The 18420-nt window shown below is 71.3% G+C and carries 14 protein-coding genes; 7 read left to right on the forward strand and 7 right to left on the reverse strand.

The genetic code is table 11. The features are described from left to right. Positions 1 to 23 precede the first annotated feature (23 nt). The 3 genes from ACKTSN_RS05510 to ACKTSN_RS05520 all read left to right on the forward strand — a co-directional run bounded on the left by ACKTSN_RS05510 (position 24) and on the right by ACKTSN_RS05520 (position 5100). The gene (locus ACKTSN_RS05510) at positions 24 to 1553 is read left to right on the forward strand and encodes an amino acid permease (RefSeq protein WP_409468038.1); all 1530 of its coding nucleotides are present in this window, start codon (positions 24 to 26) and stop codon (positions 1551 to 1553) included. Between the two features lie 195 nt (positions 1554 to 1748). Continuing rightward, positions 1749 to 2843 carry a mechanosensitive ion channel family protein gene (locus tag ACKTSN_RS05515; RefSeq protein WP_409468039.1) on the forward strand — a complete coding sequence of 365 codons (1095 nt, stop codon included), beginning with the start codon at positions 1749 to 1751 and terminating at the stop codon, positions 2841 to 2843. 37 nt (positions 2844 to 2880) lie between these two features. Continuing rightward, positions 2881 to 5100 carry an NADP-dependent isocitrate dehydrogenase gene (locus ACKTSN_RS05520; RefSeq protein ID WP_409468040.1) on the forward strand — a complete coding sequence of 740 codons (2220 nt, stop codon included), beginning with the start codon at positions 2881 to 2883 and terminating at the stop codon, positions 5098 to 5100. Between the two features lie 74 nt (positions 5101 to 5174). Here ACKTSN_RS05520 and ACKTSN_RS05525 read toward each other — a convergent pair whose 3' ends face one another. Together ACKTSN_RS05525 and ACKTSN_RS05530 are read right to left on the reverse strand one after the other, a co-directional pair. Further along, positions 5175 to 6620: a family 43 glycosylhydrolase gene (locus tag ACKTSN_RS05525; protein ID WP_409468041.1), complete on the reverse strand. Its 1446-nt coding sequence runs from the start codon at positions 6618 to 6620 to the stop codon at positions 5175 to 5177. A 36-nt stretch (positions 6621 to 6656) separates the two neighbouring features. Continuing rightward, positions 6657 to 8135, reverse strand: a complete 1479-nt coding sequence (locus ACKTSN_RS05530) for a family 43 glycosylhydrolase (protein ID WP_409468042.1) — start codon at positions 8133 to 8135, stop codon at positions 6657 to 6659. A gap of 252 nt (positions 8136 to 8387) precedes the next feature. On the opposite strand from ACKTSN_RS05530, the gene ACKTSN_RS05535 reads away from it, so the two are divergent. Beyond that, the gene (locus ACKTSN_RS05535; protein ID WP_409468043.1) at positions 8388 to 8633 is read left to right on the forward strand and encodes a hypothetical protein; all 246 of its coding nucleotides are present in this window, start codon (positions 8388 to 8390) and stop codon (positions 8631 to 8633) included. A 17-nt stretch (positions 8634 to 8650) separates the two neighbouring features. Here ACKTSN_RS05535 and ACKTSN_RS05540 read toward each other — a convergent pair whose 3' ends face one another. Beyond that, on the reverse strand, positions 8651 to 8992 hold the full coding sequence (locus ACKTSN_RS05540; protein ID WP_409468044.1) for a DUF5713 family protein: 342 nt from the start codon (positions 8990 to 8992) through the stop codon (positions 8651 to 8653). An 85-nt stretch (positions 8993 to 9077) separates the two neighbouring features. On the opposite strand from ACKTSN_RS05540, the gene ACKTSN_RS05545 reads away from it, so the two are divergent. Then, entirely contained in the window at positions 9078 to 9878 is an 801-nt protein-coding gene (locus ACKTSN_RS05545; RefSeq protein ID WP_409468045.1) for an N-formylglutamate amidohydrolase, read from the forward strand. A 24-nt stretch (positions 9879 to 9902) separates the two neighbouring features. Here the strand turns inward: ACKTSN_RS05545 and ACKTSN_RS05550 are convergent, their stop codons facing one another. Genes ACKTSN_RS05550 through ACKTSN_RS05560 form a run of 3 tightly spaced genes read right to left on the reverse strand, consistent with a single transcriptional unit; the run spans position 9903 to position 12474 of the window. Beyond that, positions 9903 to 10403, reverse strand: coding sequence for a hypothetical protein (locus tag ACKTSN_RS05550; protein ID WP_409468046.1), 501 nt, complete (start codon positions 10401 to 10403; stop codon positions 9903 to 9905). Beyond that, entirely contained in the window at positions 10400 to 10975 is a 576-nt protein-coding gene (locus tag ACKTSN_RS05555; RefSeq protein ID WP_409468047.1) for an RNA polymerase sigma factor, read from the reverse strand. The genes ACKTSN_RS05550 and ACKTSN_RS05555 overlap by 4 nt, the downstream gene beginning before the upstream one ends. Positions 10976 to 11034: 59 nt before the next feature. Continuing rightward, entirely contained in the window at positions 11035 to 12474 is a 1440-nt protein-coding gene (locus tag ACKTSN_RS05560) for a S8/S53 family peptidase (protein WP_409468048.1), read from the reverse strand. Between the two features lie 110 nt (positions 12475 to 12584). On the opposite strand from ACKTSN_RS05560, the gene ACKTSN_RS05565 reads away from it, so the two are divergent. Further along, positions 12585 to 15188: a CHAT domain-containing protein gene (locus ACKTSN_RS05565; RefSeq protein ID WP_409468049.1), complete on the forward strand. Its 2604-nt coding sequence runs from the start codon at positions 12585 to 12587 to the stop codon at positions 15186 to 15188. A gap of 7 nt (positions 15189 to 15195) precedes the next feature. Here the strand turns inward: ACKTSN_RS05565 and ACKTSN_RS05570 are convergent, their stop codons facing one another. After that, on the reverse strand, positions 15196 to 16998 hold the full coding sequence (locus ACKTSN_RS05570) for a LuxR family transcriptional regulator AbsR2 (RefSeq protein WP_409468050.1): 1803 nt from the start codon (positions 16996 to 16998) through the stop codon (positions 15196 to 15198). Between the two features lie 97 nt (positions 16999 to 17095). Here ACKTSN_RS05570 and absR1 point away from each other — a divergent pair, with 97 nt between their 5' ends. After that, positions 17096 to 18217 (forward strand): beta-glucuronidase AbsR1, encoded by a 1122-nt coding sequence (gene absR1, locus ACKTSN_RS05575; protein WP_409468051.1) that lies wholly within the window; start codon positions 17096 to 17098, stop codon positions 18215 to 18217. Positions 18218 to 18420: the final 203 nt, after the last annotated feature.

The raw sequence follows: 18420 nt of genomic DNA on the forward strand, positions 1-18420 counted from the left end.
CTTCCCCTCCCTGGAGGTTCCGTATGCCCCCCACCCCCGACGGTGCCCAGCAGCAGGTCCGGCAACAGGACGAGGAGCAGCGCCTGCGCGAACTGGGCTACAAGCCCGTGCTCGCCCGCCGCATGGGCGGCTTCGGCAACTTCGCGATCAGCTTCTCGGTCATCTCCATCCTGTCCGGCTGCATGACCCTGTACGGCTTCGGCATGGGCGCGGGCGGTCCCGCGGTGATGCTGTGGGGCTGGGCGGGTGTCGGCCTGTTCGTGCTGTGCGTGGGGCTCGCGCTGGCGGAGGTCACCAGCGCGTATCCCACGTCCGGCGCCCTGTACTACATGGCCGACCGGCTCGGCGGGCGCCGCTGGGGCTGGTACACGGGCTGGCTGAACCTGCTCGGCCTGCTCGGCGCGATCGCCGGCATCGACTACGGCGCCGCGCTGTTCACCGGCGCGTTCATGAACCTCCAGTGGGGCTTCGAGCCGACGCCGGAGAAGACGATGCTCATCTTCGTCGTGATCCTGCTGCTGCACGCCACGCTGAACCTGTTCGGCGTGCGCCTGGTGAGCGTGCTCAACTCGATCAGCGTGTGGTGGCACCTCGCCGGTGTCGCCCTCATCGTCGGCGTACTGGCCATCGTCCCCGACCACCACCAGTCGCCGTCCTTCGTCTTCACCGAGTTCGTCAACGAGACCGGCTGGGAGAACCCCGTCTACGTCGCCGCGATCGGCCTGCTGCTCGCCCAGTACACCTTCTCCGGCTACGACGCCTCCGCCCACCTGTCCGAGGAGACCGCCAACGCGTCGGTGTCGGCGGCCCGCGGCATCGTCCGCGCCATCTGGGTCTCCTGGATCGCGGGCTTCGTGCTGCTCGCGGGCCTGACCTTCGCCATCCAGGACTACGACGCCACGCGGGCCAGCGAGACCGGGGTGCCGCCCGCGCAGATCCTGCTCGACGGCCTCGGCACCGACGGCGCCAGCGCGCTGCTGCTCGTGGTCATCGTCGGCCAGCTGTTCTGCGGCAACGCCGAGGTCGCGGCGGCCAGCCGGATGGTGTTCGCGTTCAGCCGCGACAGGGCCCTGCCCGGCTCGGAGCTGTGGCGCAAGGTCAGCAGCCGCACCCAGACCCCGGTCGCCGCCGTGTGGCTGTCGGTGGCGGTCGCCTGCGTGCTCGCCCTGCCGTCCCTGTACTCGGCGACGGCGTACGGCGCGGTCACCGCCATCAACGTCATCGGCATCACACCCGCGTACGTCATCCCCGTGTTCCTGCGGCTCCGGGCCGGCGACCGCTTCCAGCGCGGGCCGTGGCACCTGGGCCGGTGGAGCCGGCCCATCGGCTGGATCGCGGTGGTGTGGGTGGCCTGTGTCACGGTGCTGTTCTGCCTGCCGCAGTCGTCACCGGTGACGGTCGACACGATGAACTACGCCTCGGTCGCCCTCGCCGTCGTACTGGTCCTCGCCACGGTGTGGTGGTTCGTGGCCCGCCGTTCGTACGGAACGCCCACCACCGCGGCGTACGGCGACGACCGTGAACAGGCCGAACTGGCCGAGGGGATCGTCTGAGCGGCCCGATCCGGCTGCCGGACCAGGTACGAACCCCAGTGCCCGATACGGCAGGATGAGCGGTCGCACCGGACTTCGAGAAAGCTGTCCGGCGCGACCGCACATCACGGAAGCGAGCAGGTGACAAGTGACGAGACTTCACATCCGGCCGTCGGCGAGGACCTTCCCCGCGGATCTTCTCCCCGGAGGTGACCGGTGAACCGCGAACTCACCATGCACGACCTGGTCATCGCCGGAATCGCCGTGGCCGCCGGCCTGCTGGCGGCGTTCCTGCTGCGCATGCTGCTGCGCTGGCTGGGCAAGCACGCGGACCGCACCCGCTGGACCGGCGACGAGGTCATCGTGGACGCGCTGCGGACCGTGGTGCCGTGGGCCGCGGTCGTGGGCGGCGCGGCGGCCGCGGGGGCGGCGCTGCCGCTCACCAGGACGGTGCAGCGCAACGTCAACCAGGGCCTGACCGTCCTGCTCATCCTCGTCGTGACGATCGCGGCGGCCCGGATGGTGGCCGGCCTGGTGCGGACGGTCACCGCGTCCCGCTCGGGGGTCGCCGGGTCGGCGACGATCTTCGTCAACATCACCCGGGTGCTGGTCCTCGCGATCGGCTGCCTGGTGGTGCTGCAGACGCTGGGTATCTCCATAGCCCCGCTGCTCACCGCCCTGGGGGTCGGCGGTCTGGCGGTGGCACTCGCCCTTCAGGACACGCTCGCCAACCTCTTCGCGGGCATCCACATCCTCGCCTCGAAGACCGTCCAGCCCGGCGACTACATCCGGCTGAGCAGCGGCGAGGAGGGCTATGTCACCGACATCAACTGGCGGCAGACCACCATCCGCAACCTCTCCAACAACCTGGTCATCATCCCCAACGGGCAGCTGGCGGGGACGAACATGACCAACTACAACCGCCCCGAGCAGGACCTCACCATCCTGGTCCAGGCGGGCGTCGCCTACGACAGTGACCTGGAGCACGTCGAGCGCGTGACCCTCGAAGTGATCTCCGAGGTGATGACCGAGATCACCGGCGCCCTCCCGGACCATGAGCCGGCGGTGCGGTTCCACACCTTCGGCGACTCGCGCATCGGCTTCACGATCATCCTGGGCGTCGGCGAGTTCAGCGACCAGTTCCGGATCAAGCACGAGTTCATCAAGCGCCTGCACCGGCGCTACCGCGAAGAGGGCATCCGCATCCCGGCCCCGACGCGGACGGTGGCGATCCAGCAGGGCGGCACCCCGCTGCCCGACGCGGTCATCCCGGCCCCACGACCCAGCACCCACGATCACGAGATATCTTGATGTCGAGCAATGTTGCAGACGTGGAGCGGAGCACCCGGTGACTGACTCGACCATCATCTATACGCACACTGACGAGGCCCCGGCCCTGGCGACGTATTCCTTCCTGCCGGTGGTCCAGGCGTACGCCTCGCAGGCGGGTGTCTCTGTGGAGACCCGTGACATCTCGCTGGCCGGCCGCATCATCGCGGTGTTCCCGGAGTACCTCACCGAGGACCAGCGGATCCCGGACGCCCTCCACGAGCTGGGCGAACTGGCCAAGACGCCCGAGGCCAACATCATCAAGCTGCCGAACATCTCGGCGTCGATCCCGCAGCTGAAGGCCGCGATCGCCGAGCTGCAGGCGCAGGGCTACGCGCTGCCGGCCTACCCGGACGACCCGAAGACCGACGAGGAGCGGGAGATCCAGGCCCGCTACGACAAGGTCAAGGGCTCCGCGGTGAACCCGGTCCTGCGTGAGGGCAACTCCGACCGCCGCGCCCCCGCGTCGGTCAAGAACTACGCCAAGACCCACCCGCACCGCATGGGCGCCTGGACCCCGGAGTCCAAGACGAACGTCGCGACGATGGGCGTCGACGACTTCCGTTCCACCGAGAAGTCCGCGGTGATCTCCGAGGCCGGCTCGCTCCGTATCGAGCTCAAGGGCGACGACGGCTCCACCACCGTCCTGCGTGAGTCCGTCCCCGTTCTCGAGGGCGAGGTCGTCGACGCCTCCGTGATGCGGGTCGCCGCGCTGCGTGAGTTCCTCACGGAGCAGGTCGCCAAGGCCAGGGCCGAGGGCGTGCTGTTCTCCGTGCACCTGAAGGCCACCATGATGAAGGTCTCCGACCCGATCGTCTTCGGCCACGTGGTACGCGCCTTCTTCCCGAAGACGTTCGCCAAGTACGGCGACAAGCTCGCCGCCGCCGGCCTGACCCCGAACGACGGTCTGGGCGGCATCTACAAGGGCCTGGAGTCCCTGCCCGAGGGCGCCGAGATCAAGGCCTCCTTCGACGCCGAGCTCGCCGAGGGCCCGGAGCTGGCGATGGTCGACTCCGACAAGGGCATCACCAACCTGCACGTCCCGTCGGACGTCATCGTCGACGCCTCCATGCCGGCCATGATCCGCACCTCCGGCCACATGTGGGGCCCGGACGGCCAGGAGCACGACACCCTCGCGGTCCTGCCGGACTCCTCGTACTCCGGCGTCTACCAGGCCGTGATCGACGACTGCCGCGCCAACGGCGCCTACGACCCGTCCACCATGGGCTCCGTCCCGAACGTGGGCCTCATGGCGCAGAAGGCCGAGGAGTACGGCAGCCACGACAAGACCTTCGAGATCCCGACCACGGGCACCGTCCGCCTCGTCGACCAGGCCGGGAACGTCGTCCTGGAGCAGACCGTCTCCGCCGGCGACATCTTCCGCGCCTGCCAGACCAAGGACGCCCCGATCAAGGACTGGGTGAAGCTGGCCGTCACCCGCGCCCGCGCCACCGGCGACCCGGCGGTGTTCTGGCTGGACGCCACCCGCGCCCACGACGCCAACCTGATCGCCAAGGTCGAGCAGTACCTGCCGGAGCACGACACCGAGGGCCTGGACATCCGGATCCTCAACCCGGTCGAGGCCACCAAGCTGTCGGTGGAGCGCATCCGCCGCGGCGAGAACACGATCTCGGTGACCGGCAACGTCCTCCGCGACTACCTCACCGACCTCTTCCCGATCCTGGAGCTGGGCACCAGCGCCAAGATGCTGTCGGTCGTCCCGCTGATGGCGGGCGGCGGCCTGTTCGAGACGGGCGCCGGCGGCTCCGCGCCGAAGCATGTGCAGCAGCTGGTCAAGGAGAACTACCTGCGCTGGGACTCCCTGGGTGAGTTCTTCGCCCTGGTGCCGTCCTTGGAGCAGTGCGCCGAGTTCACCGGCAACGCCCGCGCCAAGGTCCTCGCCGACACCCTCGACCGCGCCACGGCGACCTTCCTCAACGAGGACAAGTCCCCGACCCGTCGCGTCGGCGGCATCGACAACCGCGGCAGCCACTTCTACCTGTCCCTGTACTGGGCGCAGGAGCTGGCCGCACAGACCGACGACGCGGACCTGGCCAAGGCCTTCGCCCCGCTCGCCGAGACGCTCGCCGCCAACGAGCAGAAGATCGTCGACGAGCTGATCGCGGTCCAGGGCAAGCCGGCCGACATCGGCGGCTACTACCAGCCCGACCCGGCCAAGGCCGCCACGGTCATGCGCCCCTCGGCCACCTGGAACGAGGCGCTCGCGTCCCTGAGCTGATCCGTGTGACGCCGGCTTCCAGGACCTGGTTGCGGTCCTGGAGGCCGGCGTCGCTGTTTCCGCCCTGCCAGGCCCTACTCGGCGTAGAACGTGGCGTCCGCCCTGGCAGTCGTCGTGTCCGCGGGCTGCACGTGGAGCAGGTAGTCGTAGTGCCGGAGGTAACGGCCGGGGAAGTTGTACGACTCGAAGGAGACACCGTCCGCCGAGTCGACGAGACCCGCTCGCTGGTGGAAACTGGCGTCGTTCCTGAAGGTTGTCGAGCCGTCGTTCTTCTCCACCCAGACCTCGAAGTTCTTGTGGCGGAGGTAGTGGCCCGGGTAGTTGGCCGACTCGAGGGACACCGTGCCGCTGCCGGCGAGGCCGGGCACCACGCGGAACTGCGAGTCGGCGAGGTTGGTGACGTTCGGCTCGAGCTTGGCCCGGAACTCCCAGTGACGGATGAACCGGTCGGGGAAGTTGTACGAGGAAAAGCGGACCGGGGTGATGCCGTCGGCGACGGGAATGCCGAAGTTGGGCGTGCCGTCGGCGTTCCAGTACAGCTTCTGGTAGCGGGTGCGGCGGTTGGGGTCGTTCAGGGGGTCACCGCTGATGTCCCTGTAGTTGCGGTCGTGGTAGACGAGGATGTCGCTTCTGCCGTCCTCGGAGACGGTGAACGAGTTGTGGCCGGGCCCGTACTGGCCGGTGGCGTCGTTGCTCTTGAAGACCGGCTGGCCGTTCTTGGCCCAGGAGGCCGGGTTCATCAGGTCGGCGGAGGCGGACGCGGTCAGCAGGCCGAGGCAGTAGTTGCTGTCGGTGGCGCTCGCCGAGAAGGTCATGAAGACCTTGCCGTTCCTCTGGATGACGGCCGGGCCCTCGTTGACCCGGTGGCCGACGGTCTCCCAGGCGTGCGTGGGCGTGGAGATCCTCACCGGGGTGCCGGTGATGGTCCACGGGTTGGACATCCTGGCCAGGTAGATGTTGGTGCCGCTGCCGACGGCCGGATCGTTCTGCGCCCAGCTCAGGTAGCGGGTCCCGTTGTGCACGAAAGTGGTGGCGTCCAGCGAGAACGTGTCCAGCGGCAGCGCGATGCGGCCCTTCTCCGTCCACGTGCCGGTGAGCGGGTTGGCGGCGCTGGTCTCCAGGACGTACGGCCTGATCTTCCAGATGTCGTTGGACGCGCCGGCGGCGAAGTAGACGTACCACTTGCCGTCGATGAAGTGGATCTCCGGCGCCCAGATGTGGGCACCCATCTCACCGCTGGCGCGCTTGGTCCAGATCGTGGTCTCCGCGGCTGTGGACAGGCCCTGCAGGGTGGTGGCCCGGCGCATGACGATCCGGTCGTACGCGGGCACGGTCGCGGTGAAGTAGTAGTAGCCGTCGGTGTGCTTGTAGATGTGCGGGTCTGCGCGCTGTTCGGCGATCGGGTTGGTGAATGTCACGGCCGGTGAGGTGGGTTCGGCCGGGTGGGCGGGGGTTCCAGTGGTCAGTACGGCGAGTGCGGCGAGCACTGCCGTCACCACACGGGCGATGAGGCGTCTCATGCGGGTGGCGTCTCCGGTTCGGGTGGTGGGCGGGATTCAGGTGGTGGGGCGAAGCTGCCACTGCTGGCAGTTGTTGTTGAGCCAGGTCCACTGGCGTACGTCGGTGCCGTTCGCGGCACCGCAGTCGGCGACGTCGGCGACCTTGCCGCTGCTTGCGTTCACGAGCCGCACGTGGTCGCCGCCGGTGTAGACGAGACGGAACCGCTGGCAGGTGTTGTTGAGCCAGGACCACTGGCGGAGGTCCGCGCCGTCGGCGCCGGAGCAGTCGGCAACGTCCATGACCTTGCCGGTGGCCACGTTCACCAGCCGGCTGGTGTCGTCGGCCTGGTCCTCGATGCGCCACTTCTGGTTGGCGCCGCCGGTGCAGCTCCACTGGAAGATGTTGGTGCCGTCGGCGGTGTTGCCGCCCTCGACGTCCAGGCATTTGCCGCTGTTGCGGTTGACGATCGTGTACGCCGTGGGCGTGGCCGCGGTCTCCCCGGAGGGGCCGGGCAGGGTGGTGCCGAGTGCGACCGGAGTGCCGAAGTTCGGCGTACCGTCCGCGTTCCAGGTGAACTTCTGCGCGCGCGTGGTGCGGCCGTTGCCACAGCCGCCGTTGGCGGAGTTGTTGCCGTGGTAGACGATCCAGTTCTCGGTGCCGTCGGGAGAGGTGAAGAACCCGTTGTGGCCGGGCCCGTAGACCCCGGCGGCATCATTGCGCTGGAAGACCGGGGTCTGCTTCTTCGTCCAGGAGGCCGGGTTCAGCGGGTCGGAGCCGGTCAGCTCCAGCAGTCCCAGCTTGTAGTCGGCGGTCTGGCAGGAGCTGGCGGAGAAGGTGAGGAACGTCCTGCCGCCCCGGTACAGCGGCTCCGGGCCCTCGTTGACCGGGTTGCCGGACGTCTCCCAGCTCAGGGTCGGGCTGGAGATGATCGTGAAGGCCGAGCTGCTCAGCGTGTACGGGTTGCTCATCGGGGCGATGACCAGGCTCTGTGTACTGCCGTTGATGAACCCGCTGCCCAGCAGGTACAGACGGTTGTTGTGCCGCAGGACGCTGGCGTCGATCAGCCAGCCACCGGGGCTCAGGTTGGAGCCCGTGAGGGTGTTCTTGTAGGTGTACGGGCCCATGGGGTCGGAGCCCGCGCTCTGAAGGACATGCGTGCGCTGCGAGTCGCAGCAGGCGGCTCCGCGCTGCCCGGCCGAGTAGTAGAGGTACCACTTGCCGTCGACGAAGTGGATCTCCGGCGCCCAGAAGTTCCAGTTCCGGCCGGAGGTGGTGTCCTGCCACACCTGGACACTCGGAGCGGTGGCCAGCCCCGCGAGCGTCGGCGCCTTGCGCATCGTCAGCTCGTTCGTGAACGAGGTCGTGATCAGGTAGTAGTTGCCGTTGTAGTACTCCAGCCAGGGGTCGGCGCCCTTCTGGGCCTTGACCGGGTTGGTGTACGGCCGCCCCTCCGCGGCGGATGCCGGCTGGGTCAGGGCGCCCAGAAGGAGCGTGAGTACGGCGACGACGGCGGCGTGCCATCTGCCCCGGCGCATACGGAATGCCGCATGGGTACGGATCACTGTCGTCCCTTCGTCAGTTGATCCGAGCAGTCTGTTCGATATTTCGATCACAGTTCGGAAATTCGGCCAGAAGCTAGGACTGAGCCATGCCCGCGTCAACACTTCCGTCACAGGAAAATCAACGAACCCGCCATCCGCCCCCCAGGGCGGGTTGCGCGTCGGGACATCGCCAGCAGCGCGTTCGACCGCGGGGAGCCCTTACGGGTCGACCTTGCCGTGCCGTACGTGGAGATCCTCCGCACCGAGTCCAGCCCGAACTCGGCCCAGGTCCCGTCGGCCCGGGTGCACGGTTCACGGCTGAGCATCGGTCCGGGCCGGATCGGCTGCGGCACGACGATCACGTACCTCCTCCTCGTGGACACGGCACCGTCGTACGACTGCCGGCACTCTGTCCTCGACGTGAAGGTGCAGCACATCGCCACCCCACCGGCCCGGAGGATCACCCGGCAGGCACCGCTCGTCCAGCCGTAGGGCCGGGGCGTGGGGCCTCACCAGTCCCGCGTGGCGATCAACTCCTCCGCATCCGCGTCGTGGAAGCCGTAGGCAGTGGCGACGAACCAGAAGTCCTCGGCTATCTCCTCGCGGGCCACGGTCTCGATCTCGCTGCCGGCTGCATCGAACTCGGCTTCCAGGTCGTTGAACTCGTCCGTGGCGGCGTGGGTCAGGACGTAGAGCGCGGGCAGGTCGGCGGGCCGCTCCGCCTCGATGCGCTCGCAGAGCCGCAGCAGGATCGCCCTGCCCCGGTCCAGTACGTGATCGGGGTAGTAGTCGTCGCCGTACAGGCCCTTGAGAAACGGGTGTCCGGCCACCTGCTGGTTACTGATCGGCATGAGTCTCCCCCTGATCGATGCTCGCTCGTCGATGTGGCACCTTGATCCTGCCGTACGCCACTGACAACGCCTCCGGAGCTGCCCGATGTCCTCCGCCGCACTACCCTCCTACGAGCTGCTGCCCGGCGCCGACGACTCCCCCGTGATCCTGCATGTGCCGCACTCCGCCCGGGACATACCGGGCGACGTCCGCGCGGGCATCGTGCTGGACGACGAGGCGCTGGAGGGGGAACTCGACCGCATCACGGACGCGCACACCGCGCGGATCGCCGCCGAGGCGGCGGAGTTGTCCGCCGCCGCGCCCTGGCGGTTCGTCAACCGGCTTTCCCGGCTGGTCGTCGACCCGGAGCGGTTTCCGGACGAGCGGGAGGAGATGCTCGCCGTGGGCATGGGCGCCGTGTACACGCGGACCACGCACCAGGGCGCACTGCGGCCCGAGGGCTTCGACCCCGAGCCGCTGATCGAGCGCTACTTCCGCCCGTACGCCCGGGCCATGACTCAGGCGGTGGCCGACCGGCTGGCTGCCACCGGCCGGGCCGTGATCATCGACGTGCACTCCTATCCCACCGCCCGGCTGCCGTACGAGCTGCACGGCGAGGGTCCACGACCGCCGGTCTGCCTGGGCACCGACTCCTTCCACACGCCTCCCGAGCTGCTCACGGCCGCCCGGGAGGCGTTCGCGCAGTGCGGGGAGACGGGACTCGACAGCCCCTTCGGCGGCACGTACGTACCCCTGGAGTACTACGGGTCCGAGCCCCGGGTGAGTGCGCTGATGGTGGAGATCCGCCGGGACATGTACATGACCGAGCCGGGTGGACCGGCCGGTCCCGGACTGCACCGGCTCGCGACGGCACTGGCGGAACTGGTCGACGCGGTACCCCACTGACCCCGGCCGGCGCGGGTGGCGGTCTCAGGCCCGCAGCCACTCCGTGACGACCACCTGCCCGCCGGTCCGCAGCCGCAGCGCGAAAGGACCGGCGGTCGGTACGTCGCCGGCGAAGCGGCCCATGGCGTCGGCCGTGAGCGTGGCGGGCGCGGCCGACCGGGGGCCGCCGAGCACCTCGATGCGGGCCGGCTGCGGCGGCAGCACCTGCCCCATCACGCCCCGCTCCGTCACCTCGACGTCGACGGTCAGCCCACCGGCGCGGAAGGTCAGCATCCGCGGCGCGTCCGTCACTCCCCTGACCGGGATGGCGTCGACCAGTGAGTCGAAGGTGAGCTCGGCGAGCCGGGCGTCCAGGTCGCGCAGCATGAACGCCTCGACGGCCAGGCGCCGCAGCTCGGCCGGCACCGGATCCAGGATGGCGGCGGCACCGCGGAGTTCCCCCTCCAGCAGGCCGTCGTCGAACTCCGCGTCGTTCAGGACGGCTTCGTCGTAGCCGTCGTCACTGTTGTCGTGGTGGGCGTTCACGATGCTCCCCGTTGGTCAAGTCGGGCTCGCAGGCGGCGCAGACAGCGCTGGCGCAGCGGCCCGATGCTGCCGACGGCGATGCCCAGGGCGGCGGACACCTCCTGGTAGCTGGGCGGCGGCGAGGCCATCAGGACCCGCAGCAACTGCCTGCAGCGCTCGCCGAGTTCCTCGAACTCCTGCCACAGCCGTCGGACGCGCTCGCTCTGTGCGGCGGCCTCCTCGGAGTCGAGCACGAACTGTTCCGGCGTACGGTCCTCACTGACCCGGTCCAGGAGTTGCGGGTCATCGGTCGGCGTCAGCCGCCGTAAGCTCCTGAGGACCTTCAGGCTCTCGTGCCGTGCGGTGCTCGCCAGCCACGCGCCCGCCTTGTGCGGTTCACGGATCCGCGTGAGGTGCTGGGCGAAGCGGAACCAGACGGTCTGATAGACCTCGTGCGCGTCGGCATCGGAGAGCCGGTGTGCGCGCACGACGGACCACACCAGTGGGCTCAGCCCTTCCACCAGCGCTTTCCAGGCCGCCGCGTCGCCGTCGACGGCGGACTGGACGAGCGCGCCGACATCTGCACGGTCCACGGCCCCACCCCTCGTGTACGGCAAGTCATCGTACGCGGTGGCGAGGACGGTTACGGCCCTCATGCCCCAGGAGTGAGGGCCACGACCGGCACCGGGCGCCACGTGGGCGGACGCAGGGCCGGCACACGGTCGCCGTGGACCTGGGCGAACTCGGCGTTGGCCGCGAGCAGTTGCTGCCGGGCCGCCCGCGGGTCGGTCTCCTTGTGCGCCGTCATGTGGGCGGCGATCATCCCCGCCACCACGGGGGTGGCGAAGGAGGTTCCGCTCCACTGCGCGAACCCCTCGAACATCACCTGGTCCGGCTTGCTTCCGGTGGTCTGCTGCTCCTCGGTGAGCACGCCGGTGTGCCCGGGGTGCTGGCAGGTGCACTCGTAGGTGAAGCCGTAGCGGCAGGCGTCGTACGTGGAGTGCTGGTAGACGTATGGGACGGGCGCGTCGAAGCCGGTGAGTGCGCTGGTGAGGCGCTCGCCGGGGGCGTAGACCTGCACCCAGGAACCGTGGTTGGAGAAGCAGGCGCCGAACTCGCCGTCGCTGCGCAGCGCGCCGACCGACAGCACGGTGTCGGCGTACTCGGGCAGGTCGGCGTAGGCGGCGGGCCAGAAGGGGATCTCGCTGCCGTTGTTGCCGGCGGCGGCGACGAGCAGGGTGCGCCGGGTGCGCAGTTCCTCCATGAAGGCGTCCATGCCGAGCAGTCCGTCGGTGCGGCCGTTGGAGGTGCCGGCGGAGAGGCTGATGACGTCGGGCCAGCCGTGCCGGTCCACGGCCTCGAACAGCTTCGCGCCGAACTCTGACTCCAGGATGGCGCCCACGTCGTTGAGGGTGCCCAGGACCGTGACATTCGTGTTGGGTGCGACGGCGGCGACGACTCCGGCGATGAACGTGCCGTGTCCGACGTACTGCTTCAGCATCCCTCCTGCGTCCCGTTCCTCGACCGCGCGGTCGCCGTCGACGTGGGCCAGTTGGGAACAGGCCCGGTAGTCGTGCATGAGGCCGGTGTCGATGACGAGGACCCCGACCGCGGTCTGCGGGTCGTGGACGGCCTCGGCCGGCGACGGGTTGGTGCCGTCGGTGACCGGAGCGGGCACCGGTTCGTCGCCGGGGCAGGCGTTGACCGGGGCGATGTGCACCACGTGGTTGCGACTGACCAGCCGGCGCCCCGCCCGGTCCTCCCGCTGCCGCACGGCCCGCAGCGCGTGCGCGACGGTGGGGTCGCCCTGCGCGCCGCCCTCGCCCGGGTCGCCGACCCGGATGCGGGTGATGCCCGTGCGATTGGTCTCGGCGCTCGCCCGGCGCACATGGTCCGGGGTCAGGTCGGGGGCCTCGGTGAAGTACGCGCGTACGGTGTCCTCCACCATCCGGGCCTCTTCGCCGTCGCGGGCGATCACAACGCCCTTCTCGTAGAGGAACTCGGCGGAGTCGTCCGGCCCCATCGCCAGAGGGACGTCGGGCATCGCGCGCTGGATGTGGTCGAACTGCTCGCGGAATCGCTGTGGGGCCATGGCGTGTTCCTCCCGGTGGGGCATTGGTCGACAAGTAGAGCCGCGAGACGGCTGATTGATACAGAGACAATCCCGTGTGGCACGGTTCCTGGGCCACTACCATCCGAGGGGTGACAGCGGGAAGCGACTCGGTTCTCGAACTGCTGCCGATGGTGTTCGCCGCTCCCAACGACGCGCTGGCAGGGGCGGAACGGGTGCTCGACACCGGTCCGCCGCCGTTGTACGCCTCCGTCGCCCACCAGGTGATCGGCATCTGGCAGCGGGACTTCGGCGACCTGCGGATCGCCCTGCACCATCTGCGCCGCGCCCGTGACCTCGCGGCGCGCGCGGAGTCGGCCGACCGGGAGGCGGACGTCCTAGGCACGCTCGGCGTGGCGCTGGTCCACGCGGGGCGCACCCGGCAGGGCCTGGCCGCGTTCGAACGGGGTGTCCTGCGCGGCACGGGGCACACCCGGGCGCGCGTCCTGTACCGGCGGGCGTACGTCTGGTGGGTGCTGGGCCATCATCGCCGGGCGCTGGAGGACGTACGCCGGGCGATTGTGGTGCTGCGGCAGGCGGACGACGTGATCTGGACGGCGCGGGCGCTGACGCTGCGGGCGACCGTGCATCTGGCGCTGGGCGCGGTGGAGCGGGCGGACGCCGACTTCACCGCGGCCGAGGCGCTGTGGGACACCACCGGCCAGGAGCACGACAAGGCCGACGCGGTGGAGAGCCGCGGCCTTGCCGCGTTCCGGTCGGGCGACGTCCCGGCGGCGCTGCGGCTGCTGGACGAGGCAGCGGAGCGGTACGCCAAGCTCGGCACGCCGTCGTTCATGCTCAACATCCGGCGCTGCGAGGTACTGATGGCGGCCGGGCTCGCCCCCGAGGCGCTGGCCGAGGCGGACGCGGCGATCGCGGTCCTCGACGGCATAGGAGGGCAGTCGACCCGCAAGGCGGAGCTGCTGCTGGCGGCCGCCCGTGCGGCCCGGCTGGCGGGCGATCCGCACACGGCGATCGCGCGGGCGGCGCTGGCGGTGCGGCTGTTCGCCGGGCAGCGGCGGACCTGGTGGGAGACGCACGCCCGGCTGGTGCTGATCGAGGCGCGGGTGGCCGCGGGACGCAGTTCGGGGCGGCTGGTCGCGGACGCCGCCGCGGTGGCCGACCGGCTGGCCGCGTTCGGGGCGCCGGCCGCGCCGGAGGCGTCGCTGCTCGCGGGCCGGATCGCGCTGGGCCTGGGCTGGCGCACGGACGCGGAGCGGCATCTGGCGGTCGCCGCCCGCAGCAGGCACAGCGGGCCGCCGCTGGCGCGGATGACGGGCTGGGCGGCGCAGGCGCTGCGGGCGCGGGCCGCAGGTTCCGGCCGAGGGGTTCTGGAGGCGTGCCGACGCGGCCTGAACGTGCTGGACGATCATCGGATGACGCTCGGCGCGTCGGAACTGCGGGCGCGCGCCACCGAGCAGGGCGCTGAGCTGGCCGCGCTCGCCCAGCAGGCCAGCCTGACGGGCGGCGGGCCGCGCCGGCTGCTGGTGTGGAGCGAGCGCTGGCGGGCCACCGTGCTGTCCACGCCCCCGACCCGTCCGCCGGCCGACCCGGCGCTGCTCAGCTCCCTGACCGCCTACCGGGAGATCGCCGCCCGCGCCGACGCCGCCCGTATGGAGGGCCGTCCCGTCCCGGCGCTGGAGCGCGAGGAGCGCCGCCTGGAGCGGGAGATCCGCTCACGGACCCTGCACATGCGGGGCGACGCTCCCGGTGACGAGCTCGGCTTCGACGTCGGGCGGCTCCTGGAGCGGCTCGGCGAGGCGCGGCTGGTGGAACTCGCCGTCCTGGACGGGCGGGTGCATGTGCTGCTGTGCGGTCAGGGGCGGGTGCGGCGGTTCGAGGCGGGGCTGCTGGCGGAGGCGGAGGCCGAGGCCGAGCACGTCCAGGCCGGGCTGCGGCGCCTCGCCCATCCGGGGGCGGAGGGCCGGCTGCCGGTGGTGGAGGCGGCGGGCCACCGCCTGGAGGAGCTGCTGCTCGGTCCGGCCGCGGCGCATCTCGGGCCCGGCCCGGTCGTGGTGGTACCGCCGGGCCGCCTGCACCGGGTGCCGTGGGCGCTGCTGCCCTCGCTGCGGGAGCGGGTGCTCAGCGTGTCACCGTCGGCGAGCAGTTGGCTGCGGGCCCGGGAGACCGAGCCGCCGCCGGGCGGCCGGCATGTCCTGGTGCGCGGGCCGGGCCTGGCGACCGGCGGCGCGGAGGTGCCCGACGTGGCCGACCGGTACGGCCGGCCGACCGTCCTGGAACACGACGAGGCGCGGGTGCCGCGCGTCCTGGCGGAACTCGACGGCGCCGCGCTGGCGCACATCGCCGCGCACGGCACCTTCCGCGCGGACAGCCCGCTGTTCTCGGCGCTGCGGATGGCCGACGGTCCGCTGATCGTGCACGACTTCGAACGCCTGGACCGCAGCCCGTACCGGATCATCCTGTCCAGCTGCGACACCGCCCGGCTCGCCTCGGTCGGCGCGGACGAGCTGCTCGGCCTGGTCACCGCGCTGCTGCCGCTGGGCACGGCCGGGGTGGTGGCGAGCAGCGCACCCGTCAACGACGCCGCGGTCGTCCCGCTGATGCTCGCGCTGCACAAGGGCCTGAGCGCTGGTCTGTCGCTGGCCGAGGCGCTGCGCGACGCCCGGGCGGCGCTGCCGGGTGATGCGGTGCACCGGGCCACGGGGTGGGCGTTCACGGCGTTCGGGGCGGCGTGATACCGGTTCACGCCGGCTGCGCGTCGGGCAGTTCCACGAGCCAGGGCAGGGCTCCGCGGTCGCTGGCGCCGAGGCGGGCGTAGGCGCTGTAGAGGTGGTTGCCGACGGTGCGGATCGAGAGGGTGAGCTGTTCGGCGATCTGCCGGTTGCTGAGGCCGGCCGCCGCGAGGGTGACGATCTGCCGTTGGCGGGCGGTGAGTTCGCCGAGGACGAGGCCGGACAGGGCGGGGGTACGGGCGCCCTGGCAGCGGCGGGCGAGGGCGACGGCGCGGGTGCGCGAGGTGCGGGCGGCACGCGGGTCGCGGTGCGCCCGTACCGCTTGGGCGTGCGCCTCGGCGGCGAAGAGCAGGAAGCCGCGCTCCTCCAGCCGTTCGGCGGCCCGGTCCAGGGCGGGCCCGTCGCCGCGGGCGAGCGCGTCGGCGTGGTCGGCGAAGACGCCGCGCAGGCGGCCGGTGGCCTGCTCGGGCGCACCGAGGCGTACGGCGTCGTACGCGTCCTCCTCGGCGAGCATGGCCAGTGCCCCGTCGACGGCGCCACGCGCCGCCGCCAGCCAGGCCGCCGCCGCGGAGCCCACCATCGCCTCCTGAGCGGTCGTCACCTCGCCCGACTGGGCTGCGGCGAGGGCGAGCTCGGTGCGGCAGGGCGCGTCGTCGGGCGCACCGCGCAGGCCCTCGCGCGCCCACGCCCCGGCCTCCCGCAGCTCTCCGCGCAGCCGCGCGAAACGCGCCCGTACCGCGGCGTACCCGGGCGGCACCGGCACGCCCTCCGCCGCGAGCCACTCCCCCACAGGTGTGGGCAGGGGGGTCACGTCGGCCTGCTCGATACGCCGTGCCAGCGCCGCCCGCTCCGCGTCCAGCGCGGGGCCGCACCGGTCCGGGGCGCCCGCGAGCCGCCGGGCGCGCAGCGTGCCGGCCGTGGCCCGCAGCGCGGGGCCGTGCAGGGGGTCGGCGAGGTGGACGGCGCCGTGGTCGTCGATGCGGATCAGGCCGTCGGCCTCGAGGCGTTCGAGGGGGCGGAGGTCGAGTTCGTCCAGGTGCAGCGGCAGGGGTTCGGCGAAGGCGAGGCGGTCGAGGGTCTCACGCTCGTCGGGGTCGGTGCGGTCCAGGACCGGCGCCGTCCGGTCGCGTACGGTCGAGGTGATCGGCACCGGGCCCCGCCAGGCCCGCTCGTCCGAGTCGGGGACCCGGGTGAGCAGTCCGCCGTCGCGTACCGCGCCCAACAAGTCGCGCAGCAGCCGCAGGTCCCCCTGGCACAGGCGGTGCAGGCGGTTCGCGGTGAGCGGCTCCAGGGGGCCGCCGGCGCCCGCGGTCAGCAGTTGGGCCGTCTCCGTGGCGGGCAGCGGCTCCAGGGCGAGGCGGGGCAGCAGTTCGCCGGTCCACAGCCGGGACACGGCACCGGGGACACGGGCGCCCTCGGTGGCGACGACCAGCAGGCGGGTGCGGCCGTGCACGGCGAGCTGGTGGACCAGGGCCGCGGAAGCGTCGTCGAGCAGGTGTGCGTCGTCCACCAGCAACAGCCGTACGCCGGACAGCAGGTGCACCGCCCGGTGCAGGCCGACCGCCTCCGGCAGCAGGTGGGCGAACGCGGCGAAGGGGATCTCCCGGGTCTCGGGTGTTCCGGCGGCCCTGGCACAGTCGGCGCCTCGGACGGCCTCCGTGACGAGCCGGGTCTTTCCGCAGCCCGCGGGACCGGTCACGACGATGCCGTGCCGGCCGGCGGTCAACGACCGGCGGACCAGTTCGAGTTCGTCCTCCCGCCCGGCGAACGGCCAGGGCAGCTCCAGGGTCTTCGCGTCCTGTTCGTAAGTCATCACGTCCATAAGAGCAGCGCTACTCACACCTGATACAGGGCGACTTGAGTAGCCCCCGACTCAGGCGCCCCGGCCCGGCCGACGGCAGTCTGTGCGCATGGCCGGACGCTACTGCTCCCTCGCGCAGGCGTCGGCCCCGGTCTTCGCACCGGGGCTGACCGCCGAGCGGCTCAGTGCGCTGCGCGGCGGTCGGCGGATGTGGGTCAACGGCACGGTCCTGCACTACTACTTCTTCGACGGCGACACCGACGGCTCCGTCATCCCCGTTCCGGGGACCGCGGAGACCCGGCGGGTGTCGTGGGCCGGCGCCAAGGACCAGCAGGACGTCGTGCGCGAGTGCTTCCGGGAGTGGCAGGACCTGGGCATCGGCCTCACCTTCACCGAGGTCGACGACCGGTCCGAGGCGGAGCTGCGCATCGGGTTCCAGTTCGGCGACGGCTCCTGGTCGACGGTGGGCAGGGACGCGCTGCGGGTCGGCCACAACGAACGCACCATGAACTTCGGCTGGGACCTGACCGCGCCCGGAGAGCGTGGGGCAGCCCTGCACGAGATCGGGCATGCGCTCGGCATGCTGCACGAGCACCAGAGCCCGTTCGCGGGCATCCACTGGGACGACGAGGCCGTGTACGCCGAGCTGGCGGGCCCGCCGAACTTCTGGAGCCGGGACCGGACGTTCTTCAACATCCTGCGCAAGCTCGACCCGGACGAGGTCAACGGCTCCGTCTGGGATCCGCTGTCGATCATGGAGTACCCGTTCCCGTCGGGGCTGATCCTGGAGCCCGAGCAGTTCCGCGGGGGCCTGAACCCGCCCGGCGCGCTGTCGGCCCTCGACAAGGAGTTCGTCCTTCGCTGGTACCCGCCGGCCGGCGCTCCCCCAGTCTCGAACAGACTCGACCGGGGGGACCCCCATCGGCCGCCCGCGCTGGTGCCGTTCCGCTCGGCGCCGCTCGGTCTGCGGCCGGGCGAGCAGGCCGACTTCGTCGTCGAGCCGCCGGAGACCCGCGCGTACACGGTGGGCACCTTCGGCGACAGCGACACCGTCGTCGTGGTCTTCGAGGAGCGGGACGGCGAACCCCGCTACCTCACCGGACAGGACGACGGAGGCACCTCCGGCAACGCCACTGTCAGGGCCCGGCTCGTCAAGGGCCGCCGCTACTTCGTCCGTGTGCGCCTGTACTCCTCGTGGGGTCCGGGCGAGACGGCGGTCATGTGCTGGTGACAGCACGGCCCCGCGCCACGCGGACGCCTGGACCACAGTCCGGCACCGGGGGAGCGGTCGGGGACGTCACCTTCGGGGGAGGGTGACGTCTCCGACCACGCCATGGATGCGTGCGCGTACTCATCCCGATCGAGTAGCCGCACGGAAGCCTCACGGCCCGCGGCAGGGGTTGTGTACTGCTGCCGTACAAGCACGCGCAAGTG

The organism is Streptomyces flavusporus, from assembly GCF_046267975.1.
Taxonomy (GTDB): Bacteria; Actinomycetota; Actinomycetes; order Streptomycetales; family Streptomycetaceae; genus Streptomyces; species Streptomyces flavusporus.